At 69.2% G+C, this 16,815-nt stretch carries 17 protein-coding genes; 5 read left to right on the top strand and 12 right to left on the bottom strand.

Annotation, left to right across the window (positions count from 1 at the left end; all coding sequences use genetic code 11):
• Nucleotides 1-6 precede the first annotated feature (6 nt).
• A complete protein-coding gene (gene thiD / locus A8G18_RS03155) occupies nt 7-852 on the bottom strand; it encodes a bifunctional hydroxymethylpyrimidine kinase/phosphomethylpyrimidine kinase (protein WP_064062669.1) in 846 nt (281 codons plus the stop codon).
• Between the two features lie 157 nt (nt 853-1,009).
• Between thiD and A8G18_RS03150 the strand changes: the two genes are divergently transcribed.
• Nucleotides 1,010-1,393, top strand: a complete 384-nt coding sequence (locus A8G18_RS03150) for a GNAT family N-acetyltransferase (RefSeq protein ID WP_064062668.1) — start codon at nt 1,010-1,012, stop codon at nt 1,391-1,393.
• On the opposite strand, the gene A8G18_RS03145 is transcribed toward A8G18_RS03150, so the two are convergent.
• Genes A8G18_RS03145 through A8G18_RS03135 form a run of 3 tightly spaced genes read right to left on the bottom strand, consistent with a single transcriptional unit; the run spans nt 1,394 to nt 3,800 of the window.
• Nucleotides 1,394-2,197, bottom strand: coding sequence for an exodeoxyribonuclease III (locus tag A8G18_RS03145; RefSeq protein WP_064062667.1), 804 nt, complete (start codon nt 2,195-2,197; stop codon nt 1,394-1,396).
• Nucleotides 2,198-2,215: 18 nt separating this feature from the next.
• Nucleotides 2,216-3,181 carry an N-acetylglutamate synthase, CG3035 family gene (locus A8G18_RS03140; RefSeq protein ID WP_064062666.1) on the bottom strand — a complete coding sequence of 322 codons (966 nt, stop codon included), beginning with the start codon at nt 3,179-3,181 and terminating at the stop codon, nt 2,216-2,218.
• Between the two features lie 22 nt (nt 3,182-3,203).
• On the bottom strand, nt 3,204-3,800 hold the full coding sequence (locus A8G18_RS03135) for a peptide deformylase (RefSeq protein ID WP_064062665.1): 597 nt from the start codon (nt 3,798-3,800) through the stop codon (nt 3,204-3,206).
• A 132-nt stretch (nt 3,801-3,932) separates the two neighbouring features.
• Between A8G18_RS03135 and napA the strand changes: the two genes are divergently transcribed.
• The 4 genes from napA (at nt 3,933) to A8G18_RS03115 (ending at nt 6,980) form a co-directional block, all read left to right on the top strand.
• Nucleotides 3,933-4,283, top strand: a complete 351-nt coding sequence (gene napA / locus A8G18_RS03130; protein WP_016935504.1) for a nucleoid-associated protein NapA — start codon at nt 3,933-3,935, stop codon at nt 4,281-4,283.
• Nucleotides 4,284-4,360: 77 nt separating this feature from the next.
• Nucleotides 4,361-5,020 (top strand): LytR C-terminal domain-containing protein, encoded by a 660-nt coding sequence (locus tag A8G18_RS03125; RefSeq protein ID WP_064062664.1) that lies wholly within the window; start codon nt 4,361-4,363, stop codon nt 5,018-5,020.
• Between the two features lie 91 nt (nt 5,021-5,111).
• Entirely contained in the window at nt 5,112-5,759 is a 648-nt protein-coding gene (locus tag A8G18_RS03120; RefSeq protein WP_064062663.1) for a superoxide dismutase family protein, read from the top strand.
• 99 nt (nt 5,760-5,858) lie between these two features.
• A complete protein-coding gene (locus A8G18_RS03115) occupies nt 5,859-6,980 on the top strand; it encodes a glutamate--cysteine ligase (RefSeq protein ID WP_026002921.1) in 1,122 nt (373 codons plus the stop codon).
• A gap of 25 nt (nt 6,981-7,005) precedes the next feature.
• Here A8G18_RS03115 and mnhG read toward each other — a convergent pair whose 3' ends face one another.
• From mnhG to A8G18_RS03075, 8 genes are all read right to left on the bottom strand, one after another.
• Nucleotides 7,006-7,335, bottom strand: a complete 330-nt coding sequence (gene mnhG / locus A8G18_RS03110; RefSeq protein WP_016932486.1) for a monovalent cation/H(+) antiporter subunit G — start codon at nt 7,333-7,335, stop codon at nt 7,006-7,008.
• A complete protein-coding gene (locus A8G18_RS03105; protein ID WP_016932485.1) occupies nt 7,332-7,592 on the bottom strand; it encodes a monovalent cation/H+ antiporter complex subunit F in 261 nt (86 codons plus the stop codon). Before A8G18_RS03105 ends, mnhG begins: the two co-directional genes overlap by 4 nt.
• A complete protein-coding gene (locus A8G18_RS03100) occupies nt 7,589-8,137 on the bottom strand; it encodes a Na+/H+ antiporter subunit E (protein ID WP_064062782.1) in 549 nt (182 codons plus the stop codon). The genes A8G18_RS03105 and A8G18_RS03100 overlap by 4 nt, the downstream gene beginning before the upstream one ends.
• Nucleotides 8,137-9,726, bottom strand: coding sequence for a Na+/H+ antiporter subunit D (locus A8G18_RS03095; RefSeq protein WP_064062662.1), 1,590 nt, complete (start codon nt 9,724-9,726; stop codon nt 8,137-8,139). Before A8G18_RS03095 ends, A8G18_RS03100 begins: the two co-directional genes overlap by 1 nt.
• Nucleotides 9,723-10,334 carry a Na(+)/H(+) antiporter subunit C gene (locus A8G18_RS03090; RefSeq protein ID WP_064062661.1) on the bottom strand — a complete coding sequence of 204 codons (612 nt, stop codon included), beginning with the start codon at nt 10,332-10,334 and terminating at the stop codon, nt 9,723-9,725. The genes A8G18_RS03095 and A8G18_RS03090 overlap by 4 nt, the downstream gene beginning before the upstream one ends.
• Nucleotides 10,331-13,168 carry a Na+/H+ antiporter subunit A gene (locus A8G18_RS03085; protein ID WP_026002920.1) on the bottom strand — a complete coding sequence of 946 codons (2,838 nt, stop codon included), beginning with the start codon at nt 13,166-13,168 and terminating at the stop codon, nt 10,331-10,333. Before A8G18_RS03085 ends, A8G18_RS03090 begins: the two co-directional genes overlap by 4 nt.
• A 202-nt stretch (nt 13,169-13,370) precedes the next feature.
• Nucleotides 13,371-14,564, bottom strand: a complete 1,194-nt coding sequence (locus A8G18_RS03080) for a hypothetical protein (RefSeq protein ID WP_064062660.1) — start codon at nt 14,562-14,564, stop codon at nt 13,371-13,373.
• 1 nt (nt 14,565) lies between these two features.
• Nucleotides 14,566-16,779 carry an AAA family ATPase gene (locus A8G18_RS03075; RefSeq protein WP_016932479.1) on the bottom strand — a complete coding sequence of 738 codons (2,214 nt, stop codon included), beginning with the start codon at nt 16,777-16,779 and terminating at the stop codon, nt 14,566-14,568.
• Between the last annotated feature and the right edge of the window lie 36 nt (nt 16,780-16,815).

Below are 16,815 nucleotides of genomic sequence, written 5' to 3'. Positions count from 1 at the left end.
GCGTCGTCAGCGCTCGTTCAGGCGCCACAAGGGGTTGACCGGCCCGTGGCCGTGCCCGAGGTCGTAGGCCCACTCGAGGCACTTCGTGATCCATTCCTTCGCGAACTCGACGGCTTCGGGCACCGACCGGCCGTGGGCCAGGGCCGAGGTGATCGCGGCCGCGAGCGTATCGCCGCCGCCGTGATCGTTGCCGGTGTCGATGCGAGGCGTGCTGAACTCGAGGAAACGGTCGCCGTCGAACAGCAGATCGGTGCTCATCGCCGAGCTGCGCAGATGGCCGCCCTTGACGATCACCCACCGGGCGCCGAGTGCGTGCAGGGCTTCGGCGGCGCGGCGGGCCGAGGCGTCGTCGACGACGTCGATGCTGGTGATCAGCCGTACCTCGTCGAGGTTGGGGGTGACGACGGTGGCGAGGGGGACGAGCACACTGCGGATCGCGTCGAGCGCATCGGCGTGCAGCAGGGGATCGCCGTGCATGGACGCGCACACCGGGTCGACGACGAGCGGCACCGCCTGGTCGCGGCCGATGCCCACCTCGCAGCACACCTGGGCGACGGCCTCGATGATCTGCGTGGAGGCGAGCATGCCCGTCTTCGCCGCGGACACGCCGATGTCCTCGACCACGCAGCGCACCTGATCGGCGACGATCTCGGCGGGGATCTCGTGGAACCCGCGGACCCCGACCGAGTTCTGGACCGTGACGGCCGCGACCGCGACGCATGCGTGCACACCGCACATCGCCATCGTGCGCGAATCGGCCTGGATGCCGGCTCCACCTCCGGAGTCGGTGCCGGCGATGGTGAGGGCTCGAACCGGGGTCTCGCCTCGGGGCGACAAGGGCAGAAGTTCCACGCAGACACCCTACCGAGGGTGTGTTCGATCACGGCCGGGCGGCGCTGAGGCGGGCTCCCGTTGCGAAACACGACAGCGTTACCGGCGGTTCACCCCTCAGTGTTCTATAGTGGCACAGGTCACAGTTCGATTACGCAAGACGCTTTTGGAGGCGCTCATGAACACGAGTTCGCCGGACCTCGACGTGGTGGACAATGCCGACCAGAACCGGTTCGAACTGCGCCTCAACGGTGACCTCGTCGGCATCCTGGGGTACTACGACTTCGAACGCGCTCCGGCGCCGAACCCGCCGGTCGTCGACTTCATGCACACCGTGATCGTCGAAGACTTCGGTCATCGTGGTCTCGCGGCCGTCCTCGTCGGCGGGTCGCTCGATCTCGCGCGCCGGCGAGGGTGGCGGGTGCGGCCGGTGTGCACCTATGTGCAGCGGTTCCTCGCCTCGCACGAGAACTACCGCGACGTCGTCGTGCCCCTCGAGCCGCATCGCAAGGAACCGCAGCGTAACGATCGGCAGCGTAAGGTGCCCGCCCGCAAGGCCTGATCAGACCTCGAGGTCGACGATCACCGGGGCGTGGTCGCTCGCGCCCTTGCCCTTGCGCTCGTTGCGGTCGATCTCGGCGCCGGTCACGCGCGCCGTGAAGGCCGGCGACCCGAGGACGAAATCGATCCGCATGCCCTGCTTCTTGGGGAACCGCAGCTGGGTGTAATCCCAGTAGGTGTACACCCCGGGGCCGGGGGCGTACGGACGGACCACATCGGTGTAGCCGACCTCGGCGAACGCGTGGAAGGCGTCGCGTTCGGGCTGCGAGGTGTGCGTCTTGCCCTCGAAGAAGGCCGGATCCCACACGTCGTCGTCGGTGGGGGCGACGTTCCAGTCGCCGACCAGGGCGATGGGCTGCTCGGGAGCCGCAGTTGCCCAGCCGTGGGCGTCGGCGCGCAGCTTGGCGAGCCAGTCGAGCTTGTAGGTGTAGTGCGGGTCGTGCAGGTCGCGGCCGTTGGGGACGTACAGGCTCCACACGCGCACACCCGCGCACGTCGCGCCGATCGCCCGCGCCTCGAGTGCGGGTTCGGCCTCCGGGTCCTTGGAGAAACCGGGCTGGTCGTCGAATCCGATCTGCACGTCGTCGAGGCCCACCCGCGAGGCGATGGCCACACCGTTCCACTGGCTCAGCCCGACGTGCGCCACCCGGTAGCCGAGTTCCTCGAAACGCTCGTGGGGGAACTGCTCGTCCTTGCACTTGGTTTCCTGCATCGCGAGCACATCCGTGCCGGTTCGCTGCAGCCAGTCGAGGATGCGGTCGGTACGGGCACGGACGGAGTTCACATTCCAGGTAGCAAGGCGCACACGCCCACTGTAGGTGACCTATCCGACGGGTTCGGAGGCATACCGGTAGCGGTGGTGGTCGACGAAGCCGAGTTCGCGGTACAGGGCGCGGGCCGCTGTGTTCGACTCGTCGACCTGCAGGTATGCGTGGGTCGCGCCCTGCTCGCGGGCCCAGTGCAGGACGGCGCCGCACACGAGCGTGCCGAGTCCGCGGCGCCGGTGCTCGGGCGCGACCTCCACGGCCGACAGACCCACCCAGCGGCGTCCGTCCGGGGCGTCGGTGACCGCCGCGCGACAGATCGCCAGGGGCGGCTGCCCGGGCGCCCCGATACGGCCGAACCCGAGGATGCCCGCGGCCACCGCGCCGAGCACGTCCTGCGCGACCACCGGATCGTCACCGGTCCGGTGGAGCGACATCCAGTCGGCATCCGGCCGGTCGGTGATGGTGACCGGGGTGGGCTCCGGGGGCAGCGGCACGTTCGCGAGGTCGGCTCCCATCACGAGCACCGGCTCCGAGGTCGGCCAGCCCTCGGGGATCCGGCCGAGCCGATCGGGCACCGACAGCCGCAGCGGCAGTCCGCGTGCCGCGAACCATCCGCGCAGCCGGGCCCGCACGGCCGGATCGGCGGGATCGGCCACGGTCCCGCGTTCACCCAGCGGCGTCGCCGAGTTGGCGCGCCGGGTGAAGCCGTGCCCGGCCCGCACGAGCCACCCGTCCACCCAGTCCGACTCCAGACCGGGCCACCCCGCCGCGGCGGCGTGTTCGAGCGCACGGATCTCCGAGACGCGGATCGGCCGCGCCGCGATCGGTTTGAGAGCGACGACCGAGGCGGGGGACACCTGGACGACACGACCGTCGGCGCTGCGCACCGCGACCACCGGCTCGACGGAGACGAGTTCGCCGATGACGTCGGTCATCGGGTGGCTGTAGCCGGCGGGCAGGCGGTACCGCAGCACCACCCGGGTGCCGAGGGGGAGGGGTGCGGCCGGACGGTCGGTCGTCATCGACGGTTCGCCGGTCGTCTCGTCAGTCGTCCTCGTCGTGGCCGAACGGGTCCTCCACCGAGCCCGGCAGCCAGGTCAGGCCCGGAACACCCCATCCGGCCCGCTTGATGGTCTTCTTCGCGGCGCGGGCGTTACGCCCGATCAGCACGTCGACGTACAGGAAACCGTCGAGATGCCCGACCTCGTGCTGCAGCATGCGGGCGAAGAAACCGTGACCCTCGATCTCGACGGGCTCACCGTTCTCGTCGGTGCCGGTGACCTTCGCCCAGTCGGCGCGTCCGGTGGGGAAGTTCTCGCCGGGCACGGACAGGCAGCCCTCGAGATCGTCCTCGGGGTCGGGCATGGTCTCGGGGATCTCGGAGGTCTCGAGGACCGGGTTGACGACGACGCCGCGTCGCCGGACGACCGAGCCGGACCCGTCGCGGTCGGGGCAGTCGTAGACGAACAGTCGCTTGCCGACGCCGACCTGGTTGGCGGCGAGTCCGACGCCGTTGGCCGCGTCCATCGTCTCGAACATGTCGGCGATCAGCTCGGCGAGTTCGGCGGGTGATTCGGTCACCGGCCGGGTGGGATTGTGCAGGACGGGGTCGCCGACGATGACGATCGGAAGAATGGCCATGGTGACACAGGATAATGGGATGGACTCACGGCGTTCTCGGACCGGTATGTGTCCCTACCCCGTGGTTGAATGACTTCCGCCGAGACGCAAGGACTCTTCGTCACGGTGTGATCCAGTCAGTCGAGGAGGGAAATGGACGGCGCAGCAGCGCACGGCAACGACCGGTCCGATCTCGTGTCCCCGCAGGGCGACGGCGCACTCGCGCAGGAGCCCACCGGCGACGAGGCGAACGGCCTGAGCCGTCGCGATCTCGACATCCTGGCGTTCGAACGGCAGTGGTGGAAGTACGCGGGTGCCAAGGAGGACGCCATCAAGGAACTCTTCGGTCTCTCCGCCACCCGCTACTACCAGGTGCTCAACGCCCTGGTGGATCGTCCCGAGGCGCTCGCCGCCGATCCCATGCTGGTCAAGCGGCTGCGGCGGTTGCGTGCGAGCCGTCAGAAGGCCCGCGCGGCCCGCCGTCTCGGTTTCGACACCCGTTAGTCCGGGCACCTCGTAGGAGGACACGGCGAAGTCGACACGCGCGGCCGGTCGGCAGCGCTGTGTGTGCTCGGGCAACTATGGTCGAGGTCGTGAGCAGAACCCCCGAGATCCCCAGCCGCGCGCCCACACCCTCGGGACCGCCTCTGCGTGCGTTCGCGATGGTCCTGATCGCCCTGGGCATCCTGTTCGCCGGTCTGGGTTTCGCTTCACTGGGTGATTCGGACGACGAGCCTGCTCCCACGGCCGCACCCACGACCACTGCCGCACCGGCCGCGCCCTCTCCGCGCGCGGCCGCGGTGCCCTCCGCGCCTGCTGCCGGGAACGGGGCTACGTCCGCCCCGGCGCCGGCCGGCGCGATCACCTCCGCGCCGGCCGGCGCGACCACCTCTGCTGCCGTGTCCTCGGTTTCCTCCCTGCCCGCGGCGAGTGGAACCTCGCTCGCCGCCGGCACGTCTCCGGCCGCGACGGCTCCGATACGCGTGTTCAACAATTCGGAGGTCGCGGGCCTCGCCGCGCAGACCGCGGCCTACCTCGAGGACGAGGGATACACCATCAGTGAAACGGGTAACTACAGCGAGGGCCTGCTCCCGCAGACCTCGGTGTTCTACGGGTCGTCTCCCGGAGAGCAGCAGACCGCGACAGCCGTCGCCGAGTCGCTCGGTGTCACCGCGCAACCGCGCTTCGAGGGCATCCGCGACGCCGCTCCCGGAGTGATCGTCATCGTCACTTCGCGTTAGCGCCGGAACCGTGTCGGTCCGCCACCGGGTGGGCGCCGGAGACGCCCGGTTATGATCGGGTGACTTTTCGGCACTTCGAAGGAGCGGTTTGATGGTCTCCAGTTCCACCCGTCGCATGTCCTGGCGTGCTCTGGCCCCGATCGTCGCGATCGCCGCGGTGGGCCTGACTGCGTGCTCGAACAGCGAGGAGGCGAGCACCGAGCCGGGGACGACTCCGCCGGTGTGGACGGGATCCGCCGCGCCCGCTTCCGAGGCCCACGGCGACGACCAGGGCACCGAGGGCGGAAGCGAGTCGCCGGCCGGTGGTGCTGCTGCAGCTTCCGCCGCTGCGCTCACCGCTGAGCTGACCACGGTCGACGGTGCATCGGCCGGCACCGTGTCGTTCGCCGAGAACGGCGGCGACGTCGAGGTGACCATCGAGGTCGAGGGTCTCGAGCCCGGCTACCACGGTGTCCACATCCACGAGTTCGGCCGGTGCGAGCCCCAGTCCACCGCGCCGAACGGCGGCGAGCCCGGCGCCTTCCTGTCGGCCGGTGCCCACCTGCAGGCCGGTGGCAACACCTCCGTCCCCGAAAGCGGCGACCTGGTCTCGCTCGTCGTCCACGAGGACGGTACCGCCACCGCCACCGTCACCACCTCGGCCTTCGGCCTCGAGGACCTCGAAGGTGAGGACGGCGCCTCTGTGGTCGTCCACCAGGACAACCTCGGCGCCCGCCTCGCATGCGGCGTCATCGGGTGAGCAGGGTTCGAATCCCCTGAAGCTCGGCACCCGGGTAATTCCTGACACAGGGCCCCGCGACGGACATCCGTCGGCGGGGCCCTGTGGTTGGATCGAGACGTGGCAGTCGCGTTTCCGGGATCACCTCGTCCCACGATCGGCGTGGAATGGGAGATCGCTCTGGTGGACAAGACCACCCGGGATCTCTCGAACAGCGCGGCGGTCGTCTTCGACAGGGTGGAGGAGATCGCCGGGGAAACCCCGCGGCTGACCAAGGAGTTCCTGCGCAACACCGTCGAACTCGTCACCGGTGTACACGACACCGTCGCCGAGGCCGTCGACGATCTGTCCGAGTCGCTGTCGTTGCTGCGCCGCGCCGCCGATCCGCTCGGAGTGGACCTGATGTGTGCCGGCACCCATCCGTTCGCGCAGTGGACCGACCAGACCGTCACACCCTCCCCGGACTACGAGGAGATGATCAACCGCACCCGCTGGTGGGGACGGCAGATGCTCATCTGGGGAGTACACGTCCATGTGGGAGTCTCCTCCGCGGAGAAGATCATCCCGATCCTCAACGCCATGCTCGTGAAATACCCCCACATGCTCGCGTTGTCGGCCTCGTCGCCGATCTGGGCGGGCTACGACACCGGCTACGCGAGCAACCGTGCGCTGATGTTCCAGCAGTTGCCGACTGCCGGCCTGCCCTATCACTTCGCCGACTGGCCGCAGTACGCGGAATTCATCGCCGACCAGCTCGAGTCCGGTGTCATCAGCCATCCCGGAGGCATGCACTGGGACATCAGGCCCGCGCCGAAATGGGGCACCCTCGAGGTCCGGGTCTTCGACGGCATCACCAACCGCGCCGAACTGGCCGCCCTCGTCGCGTTCGTGCATTCACTCGTCGTCTACTTCGACGAACGTCTCGAGCGGGGTGAGGAACTTCCTGTACTGCAACCGTGGCACGTCAAGGAGAACAAGTGGCGTGCGGCACGGTACGGACTCGATGCCGAGGTCATCCTCGACCCGGTGTGTACCGAACGGCTCGTCACCGACGACCTGAACGATCTGCTCGAGCAGATCATGCCCACCGCGGTACGGCTCGGATGCGCCGACGAACTCGCGCGGGTCGCGGACATCCCGGTGCGGGGAGCGTCCTACCAGCGTCAGCGGCGGATCGCGGAGCAGACGGACGGCGATCTCGTCGCGGTGGTGGACTCGCTCGTGGAGGAACTCGAGCAGTGATCGGTCGAGAACCGGCCGATCGCCGTCAGCCTCCGCCGGGAGCGTCCTCGTCGAGCAGGCCGTCGCGACCGAGCTGCTCCCGATAGGCGACGCGACCGACGCGGTGCGCGATCACCGGTGCCGTGAGGACCATGAACATGCCCGCCAGCGCCATCATCCAGATGTCGACGGAACTGCGCAGGATGATCATCGCGCCACCCAGCACGAACAACAGACCCACCACCTGCGGCTTGGTGGCCGGATGCATGCGCGACAGGGTGTCGCGGAAACGGACCACGCCGATCGCGGCGGTCAGCGAGATCACCGCGCCGAGGATGATCAGGATGTGGGCGAAGGTGTCGAGGACGGTCGTCATTGTTCGTCACGCACCCGGAAGCGAGCCACGGACACCGAACCGATGAAGCCGACCAGCGACAGCGCCACCGTCGCCGGCAGCACCGTGGTGTCACGCGTGTACACCGCCCAGATCGCGATCCCGCAGATCCCCAGGGCGAGCAGCGCATCGAGGCCGACGAGCCGGTCGAGAGAGTTGGGACCTGCGATGACGCGGTAGGTGATCAGGAGCGCGGAGACGAACAACAGCGCCCCGGCGATCACGAGTGCCACGGTCATGTCAGCTCCTCCGTTCCGCTGCGCCAGGGGCTGGCCTGCCACTCCGACTCGCGTTCGAACGTCCGGATGAGCAGGTGTTCGATCAACCGGGCGGAACGGTAGAAGTCGGTCACGGCCTTGTCGGTACTCACGTCGAGGACGTGCACGTACATGATCCGCCGTACCTGGTCGATCTCGAGCACCATGGTGCCCGGGATGTTGTTCATGATGTCCGTCCACAAGGTCAGCACGAGGTCGGACTTGATGATGAGCCGGCAGCGCAGCACACCGGTGACCGGCGGCGGTGCGGGCCGGATCGCGAGCCACGCCACGTTGATCGTCGAGCGGATCGTCTCCACGAAGATCACCGCACCGAGGCGCAGGGCGGCCCCCACGTGCACACGACCTTCGACGGGCACGCGCGGCAGCGGCAGCACGAACATGACGACGAGCGAGACGACCATGCCACCGAGGACGTTGGCGATGCTGAAGGTGCCCCACAGCAGCACCCAGACCAGGGTCGTCCATCCCAGAACGAACAGCCGCAGGACATTGGCGCGTTTCATCATTCCTGCTCACCCCCCAGTACGGCCTCGATGTACACCGAGCGGTCGCGCAGGTTCTCGGCGGCACGGTTGCTGATGTCGAGCAGCGGACCGGCGAAGATCGTCAACGACACGCCGATCGCGACGAGCCCGATCGTGGGGACGAGCATCGCGGCCGGCATCCGACCGACGTCGGGGCGGTCCTCGAAGGAGATGTCGGTGGTGGATTCGTCGATCAGGGCCGACGGACCGATGTCGGCGAGGTCGCCCTCGGGTGCGTCGGCGCGGGCCCGCCAGAATGCCTTCGTCCAGATCCGGGCGACGACGTACAGCGTCAGCAGGCTGGTCAGCACACCGCCACCCACGAGGACCCAGGCGAGGACGGATCCGTTCTGCGCGCCGGCCTGCAACAGGGCCACTTTCCCGATGAACCCGGAGAACGGCGGGATACCGCCCAGGTTGAGCGCCGGGATGAGGAACAGGACCGCCAGCAGCGGACTCATGACCGCGAGACTGCCCAGGCGACGCAGGGACGCCGATCCGGCCTGGCGTTCGATGAGACCCACCACGAGGAACAGGGTGGTCTGCACGAGGATGTGGTGCCCCACATAGAAGACGGCTCCCGCGAGGCCGGTCTGCGACGACAGGGCGACACCGAAGACCATGTACCCGATATGGCTGACGAGAGTGAAGGACAGCAGACGCTTGGTGTCGTTCTGCGCGATCGCACCGAGAATGCCGACGATCATCGTGAGCAGCCCGGCGACGAGCAGGACGTCGTCGAGCTCGCCCCCCGGGAACAGCAGAGTGTGCGCCCGGATGATCGCGTAGACACCGACCTTCGTCAGCAGCCCGGCGAAGACCGCCGTGACCGGGGCCGGGGCGGTGGGATAGGAGTCGGGCAGCCACGACGACAGCGGGAACACCGCGGCCTTGATGCCGAAGGCCACGAGCAGCACGCCGAAGATCGCCGCCCGGGTGCCCGGTGTGATCTCGTCCATCCGCAGCGCCATCTGGGCGAGGTTCAGGGTGCCCGTGGCGGCGTAGGCGAAGGCGATGCCCAGCAGGAAGACCAGCGAGGACACCATCGAAACCATGACGTACGAGACGCCGGCTCGTACGCGGTCGGCGCTCGCACCCAGGGTCAGCAGGACGAACGATGCGGCGAGCAGCACTTCGAAGCCGACGAAGAGGTTGAACAGGTCGCCGGCGAGGAAGGCGATGTTGACGCCCGCGGTGAGCGCCAGATAGGTCGGCAGGAAGATCGAGACGGGCTGTTGCTCGTTGCCGTCGTGGATACCCTGACCGACGGCGAACAGCATCACCGCCAGCAGCACGATCGCCGAGACGACCAGCATCAACGCGGACAGACGGTCGACGACCAGCGAGATACCGATCGGCGCCTCCCACCCGCCGATCTGGAGTACAGCGATGCCGTCGGCGTCGGCGTAGTACAGCAGGGCCGCACACACCACGAGGGAGGCGACCAGCGCGACGACGGTGATCCACCGCTGGGCGCGGGGACGCCGGCCGACGATCAGTGTGGCAGCCGCAGCCAGCAGTGGGATGAGCACGGGAAGGGGAACGAGGTTCGCGACACCGAGGTTCATCGGCGCTCCCCCTTTCGGGTGCTCTCGTGGTTCCGGTCCGTCTCGTCGCGGTTCCGGGCGTAGGCCGAGTCGGTGGGATCGTCGAAATCCCCGTCGTGCAGATCCTCGTACGCCTCGAGATCCTCGATGTTCTTGAGCTGGTCGAGCGGGATGGGATTGCCCTCGGCGTCGAACGCGTCACCGCCCTTGCTCGGGATGCCGGTGAGGGGGTCGTCGGATCGGTCGCGCGAGGGCAGGTCGGCGATGCTGCGTCGCTTCGAGACGAGGGTGTCCTCGGGGTCGTTCTCGATCTCGTCACGTGCCCGGAAGGTGTAGGAGCGGTAGGTCAGTGCCAGGACGAAGGCTGCGATACCCATCGTGATCACGATCGCGGTGAGGATCATCGCCTGGGCGAGGGGGTCGGCCATGCCCTCGTTCAGGTCGCTCTCGACGCCCACGATCGGGGCATGGCCCGCGGGACCGCCGAGGGTGAGCAGCAGCAGGTTGATGCCGTTGCCGGCCAGCAACAGGCCCAGCAGCATCTTGATGATGCTGCGTTCGAGCAGCAGGTACACACCGGACGCGACGAGTACACCGACGACGGCGAGGAGCGTGATGTTCGCGGTCATCGGCTCTCACCCACGGTCTCGGCGTCGAGGCGCGCACCGAGGCTGCGCAACACGTCCAGGATCAGGCCGACCACGATGAGATACACCCCCAGGTCGAAGAACAACGCGGTCACGAGTTTGATGTCACCGAGCACCGGCAGGGTCAACTCGACCGTGGCGGACGACAGCGCCGGGGCGCCGAGGAACATCGACACCAGTGCCGTTCCGGCGGCGAAGGTGAGTCCGAGGCCGAGGATCTTGCCGGCGTCGATGGGAACCGCCTCTCCGAGCTCGTAGCGTCCGCCGGCCAGGTACCTCAGGACGAGCGCGAGACCGGCGACGAGACCGCCCGCGAAGCCGCCACCGGGAGCGTTGTGCCCGGAGAAGAAGAAGTACACCGACAGAATCATCAGGGTGGGGAAGACCAGCCGGGTGGTGACCTCGAGGACCAGCGAGCGGTAGCGCGGATCGATGAGATCGCCGCCGAGCAGCCAGGTCGTCTCGTTGCTGGCGGAAACCGCGTCGAGCTGCGCTGCGGGAGCATCCGCCACACGCGGGGCGGTGCCGAAGCGGCGGGTGCGGAACACCAGGCTGGCCACGCCGGTCGCGGCGACCAGCAGCACCGAGATCTCGCCCAGGGTGTCCCAGGCGCGGATGTCGACGAGCAGGACGTTGACGACGTTCTTGCCGTCGCCACCGTAGTAGGCGGCATCGGGCAGCAGCAGCGAGATCGGATCGGTGGTGCGTGCCGCGACCGCGTAGGCGCCGATGCCGACGACTACCGCACCGACCGCGATGCCGAGCAGGGCGCGGGCGAACTTGCTGCCCATCACCGCAGCCGGGTCGGTCTCGGCGGGCAGCTTGCGCAGGACCAGCACGAACATCACGAGGGTGACGGTCTCGACGAGGAACTGGGTGAGCGCGAGGTCGGGGGCGCCTTGGAGCGCGAACAGCACCCCGAGCCCGTAGCCGGTCACACCGACGACCAGCAGGGCGGCGAGGCGGTTGCGCAGTATCGTCGTCGTGATCGCGGCGACGATCATGAGCAGTCCCACGGCGAGCTGCCAGACCGAGTCCCATGCGCGTGTCGCGGGCATCACGCTCGTTCCGAAGAAGAACATCAGCACGGTCGGGAGTGCCACCAGGGTGACGAGGATCGTCGCCTGGGTCAGCGGCAGCGAACCGCGCTGCAGGAAGGCGGTCAGGCGCAGGGACAGGGTGTCCATGCCCTGCAGGGTCGCGTCGTACATCCGGTCGGCGTTGCCGAGCGGGGGATGCTCGAAGCGCAGGCGCGCGATGGTGCGGTGCGCGAGGAACAGCGCCGTGCCACCCGCGATCACCACGACGGTCAGGCCGAGCGGCAGAGTGAATCCGTGCCACAACGCAAGGTGGTACGGCTTCGCGAGGTCGGTGGGCAGTTCGTCGGCATAGGGGGCGATCAGGTGATCGATCCACGAGCTCGCGAAGCCCGCGGCGAGACCGGCGAACGCGAGGACGCTCGGCGCGGTGAGCAGCAGCGGTCCGGGGGCGTGCAGGTTCTGCACCGAGGGGCTCGGCCGTTTGAGCTGCTTGCGGCCGAAGGCGCCCCAGATGAACCGGATGCTGTACGCGAGGGTGAGGATCGAACCCACCACGATGCCCGCGGTCATGGCGATCCGTGCCCAGTCGGGCAGCACCTCGGCCACCAGAGCCGACTCCAGCGCGGCTTCCTTCGCCACGAAACCGATGAACGGCGGTAGTCCGGCCATGCTCGCCGCCGCGAGTATCGCGATCATCATCAGATAAGGGGCAGCGGAACCGAGATGCGCGAGTTTGCGAATGTCGCGAGTGCCGGTGGAGTGGTCGATGATGCCGACCACCATGAACAGGCACGCTTTGAACAGTGCATGAGCGATGACCATCGCCAGGCCGGCCAGCGCCGCTTCCCGGCTGCCCGTGCCCACCAGGGCCGTGAGGAAACCGAGCTGGCTGACGGTGCCGAATGCGAGGATGAGCTTGAGGTCGAAGGCGCGGAACGCCCGCCAGCCGGCGAGGATCATCGACGCGAGACCGAGACCGATGACGATGGGGCGCCAGGCCGCGCTGTCGGCGAAGCCGGGTGCGAGCCGGGCCACGAGATAGATGCCGGCCTTGACCATCGCAGCGGCGTGAAGATATCCGGAGACCGGGGTGGGGGCGGCCATCGCGCCGGGCAGCCAGAAGTGCAACGGGACGACGGCGGACTTCGACAGTGCGCCGACGAGAACGAGCACCACCGCTACGCCGGCGAGCCACCCGTGGGGTGCTGCGGCGACGACGTCGGAGAGGTTGTAGCTGCCGACCATCTCGCCGAGGATGATGATGCCGACCAGCATGGCCAGGCCACCGGCCGTGGTGACGAGCAGGGCCTGGGTGGCGGCGCGCCGACTCGACGCTCGCTCGGCGTAGTGGCCCACGAGCAGGAACGACAGGACGGTCGTCAGTTCCCAGAAGATGTAGAGCAGCAACATGTTGTCGCTGACGACCAGGCCGAACATCGCGCCCGCGAAGGCGACCATCTCAGCGGCGAAGATTCCCAGGCGGGGCTCGTCGTCCTCGAAATAACGCGAACAGTAGAGCAGGATCAGCGAGCCGATGCCCAGGACGAGCACGCACATGATCGCCGCGAGCGTGTCGAAGCGCAGATCGATGTTCATCGACAGAGTCGAAGCCCACGCGATCTGCAGTTTCTGCTCGGTTCCCCAATTGGTGACGACCCAGCCGAGACTCGCGAGGGGCACCAGCGCGAGCGGCAGGAATGCGTTTCTCCCCATGACTCTGACCAGAAGCGGCGCCAGAAGAGCAGCAACCGCATGGGCGACGAGTATGGCGATCAAAAGGCACTCCGTCGGGGTCGGGCCTGTCGGCGGGGTGAAACGGACTGCGGGCCGTAGGACTCGCGGTCGTCACAGCGGACGGCACACCGCCGAAACGGGGATCGCCCCGACATGCACGCCGCTCGCCGTCATCGGGCAAAACGGATTGTTCCTATCCTAATGGTTGTCTTCGCACGCTTGCGAATCGGGGAGGTGAGAGCATCTAACGCACCTGCCACGCACAGATCACGGCGGCGGCGAACAATGCGAGCGCCGACCACTGCGGCTCCGCCGGCAGCATCCACACCGCTCCCACGACGGCCGTCGCCGGCACCGGCAGCGCGAGCCCGAGCGCCGCGACGGAGGCCGAACCCGGCAACGACGCACCGAGCGCGAGACCGGTGCCCAGCGCGACGAGCGCGACCCGCACCGCGACCGGAATGCCCTCGCCGATCTCCTCCGGCCACCACACCGTCGCCGCCGAGATCGACGCGGCGAGCAGCAGCCCGGGAAGCGCGTACGGCAGGGAGGAGGCGAGCCGGACCCCGGCGACCACGGCGGCCACCGCGACGAGCAGCACCCACCACGGCACGCTCGCTGACCGCATGCCCGACCACAACTCCACGAGCACGGGGTACGCCGCGGCCACGGCGCCGGTGACCGCGAGGACGAACCGGTCGTCGCCGGGTGGGACGAGACGCGCGACGATCTCGGCGCCGACGACCGCCACGGCGAGCGCGCCACCGGCGATCAGCCACGGGAGCACACCCGTGCCGGTCGCGCGGGAGCCCACGAATTCACCCAGCAGGCGGTACCCGAGGGAGAGCACCACTGCGGCGGCCACCACGATCGCGAGCAGTCGCGGATCGGCCCGCTGCACGCGCAGCCCGGCGGGCACCGTCAGCGCGGCGGCGACCGTTGCGAGGAGTGCGAAGGCCAGTGCCCATTGCGGCACCGTCCAGCGCAGCGCGTGGACGGGAACCTCGGAGCCCACGGCCGCGGCGGTGAGGAAGGCCGCCCATCCACCGGCGATCAGGGCCCACTGACCGGTCGCCGAGCCCCACGAGCCCGCGGTCGCCGCCCCGAGCAGCACACCGGTGATCGCGGCGATCACCCATCCGACGACGGTCAGGCTGTCGGCCGAGATACCGGCGGGAACGAGATACCGGATCGAGCCGAGGACCACGACCGACGCAGCGGCCAGCATCCATGCGGTGCGCCGGGAACCGGTCCGCTGAAGCCCGGCCGCCGAGAGGACGGCCAGCGCGGCGGTGACCACGGGAGCCCACTCGCTGCGGGCACCTTCCGGCAGGACCGACTCACCCGCGGCCGGGACGAGGATCGCGACCGCAGCCGCGAGGAAGGCCGCGAGGACGGCTGCCGGACCGGCGACGCGGACCGCGGTGGAGACGGGCATCTCAACGGCCCTCCGCGTAGGCCTGCAGATGCGCGACCTGTTCGGGATCGAGTGAGGGCCGCACTTTCTCCCGGGCCGTCGCGACGTCCTTCGCGGTGACGACGGCGGCATCGACGTTGCGCCGCATCGCCGCGAGCGCGGCCTCGCGCAGCAGCGCCGAACAGTCCGCGGCCGAATAACCGTCGAGTCCGGCGGCGAGCTCGTCGAGGTCGACGTCGTCGTCGAGCGGCACCGAGCGGCCTGCGGTCTTCAGGATCGCGGCGCGGGCGTCGGCGTCCGGCGGCGGCACGAACACGAGCCGTTCGAGCCGGCCGGGACGCAGCAACGCCGGATCGATCAGGTCGGGCCGGTTGGTCGCTCCCACCACCACGACGTCGCGCAGCGGCTCCACACCGTCGAGTTCGGTGAGCAGCGATGCGACGACCCGGTCGGACACCCCGGAATCCGAGCTCTGTCCGCGGCGCGGCGCGAGCGCGTCGATCTCGTCAAGGAACACCAGGGCAGGTGCCGAGTTGCGGGCACGCTCGAACAGTTCGCGCACCGCCTTCTCGGAGGCACCCACCCATTTGTCCATCAGTTCGGCGCCCTTGACGGCGTGGACGCTCAGGCGCCCGGTGCCGGCGAGAGCGCGGACGAGATAGGTCTTGCCGCACCCGGGCGGGCCGTACAGCAGCACACCGCGCGGCGGATCGACACCGAGACGCTCGAACGAATCCGGGTGCTGGAGGGGCCACAGCACGGCTTCGGTCAGGGCCTGTTTCGTCTCGATCATGTCGCCGACGTCGTCGAGGCTCACGCTGCCGATCGCAAGTTCCTCCGTGCCCGAGCGCGACAGTGGGCGGATCACCTCGAGGGCGCCGATCAGGTCGTCCTGGACGAGCGACGGCTCGTCGTCGTCGCGGTTGGCCCGGGACGCCGCGCGGAGTGCGGCCTCGCGGCACAGCGCCGCGAGGTCGGCGACGACGAAGCCGGGGGTGCGACCCGCGACGGCGGTGAGGTCGAGGTCGGTGGAGGGCACCGACCGCAGCAGCACGTCGAGCAGGGCGCGGCGGGTCGCGCCGTCGGGCAACGGCAGGGACAGTTCGCGGTCGCAGATCTCGGGTGCCCGCAGCCGGGAGTCGACGTCGTCGGGATGTGCGGTGGTCGCGACGAGCACCGCACCCTCGGTGTCGACGACCCGCCGTAGTTCGTCGAGGATCAACGTCGCGACGGGTTCGGTGTCGGCCGGCAGCACGGCGTCGACGTCGGTCAGCAGCAGGACACCACCGCCGCGCACCGATTCGGCCGCGGCGGAGATCCGGCGGAGCCGTTCGTCGGCGGCGAGCGCACCGACGCCCGGTCCGTCGACCTCCACCAGACGCCGGCCCGAGACGACCGAACGTACGAAGGTCGCCTTGCCGACTCCGGCGGGACCGGTGACGAGCACGCCGAGATGCGGCGACGCACCGAGGGTGCGCAGCAGTTCGGGTTCGTCGAGCGAGAGGGTGAGCCATTCGGACAGCTTCGCGACCTGGGCCTGCACACCCACGAGGTCCTCGACCGGCGGTGCCGGTGGTGCCGGCGGCGGCGCGGCGGCCGGTTCGGGCCGGACGGTCGCGGAGGAGGAGGCGACGAATCCGGAGACGGACGGCACGGAGGTGGACGGCAGGGCACCCGGGGCGCCACCCCACACCACGGCGGTGTTCGGCTGCACGCTCACCGGCCCGGCCGGATCGACCGACGAGACGGTGAGCAGTTCGGTGGTCCATGCGATCGCGAACGTCCGTGAGAGCGCCCGCGTCGTCTCGGCGTTGCTCGTGCCCGGTCCCAGATCGCGCGGCAGCAACGACACCGCGTCGCCGACGGTGAGGACCTTGCCGAGCAGTGCCTGACGCAGTGTGGTCTCGGGGATCGACTGCCTGGCGAGGGCGGATCCGGTGACGGTCACCGTGCGCGCGCCGTACACCGTCACGGGCGCGACGACGACGGTCGCGTCCTCCTTCAGGCCCGTGTTCGACAGCACCACGTCGTCGAGCAGGATCGTGCCGGTGGGGGTGCCGGCCGGTGCGAGACCCGCCACGACCGCTGTGCGACGCGCCCCCACCAGCGCGATCGCGTCCCATTCCCGTAGGCCCAGCGCGGCCAGCGCTTCGGGGTGCAGACGCACGACACCGCGCCGCGCGTCGGCGGCGGAGGTGTTGAGCCGGACGGTGAGTGAGAGTTGTGGGGTGGTCACCCCGCCGAGCCTAGAACGTGACTAGCGTCCTCGCGG

It is taken from the genome of Rhodococcus gordoniae, from assembly GCF_001646655.1.
Lineage (GTDB): Bacteria > Actinomycetota > Actinomycetes > Mycobacteriales > Mycobacteriaceae > Rhodococcus > Rhodococcus gordoniae.
The sequence above is the reverse complement of the archived record's forward strand: the minus strand, read 5'-3'. Positions and strand labels throughout refer to the sequence as shown.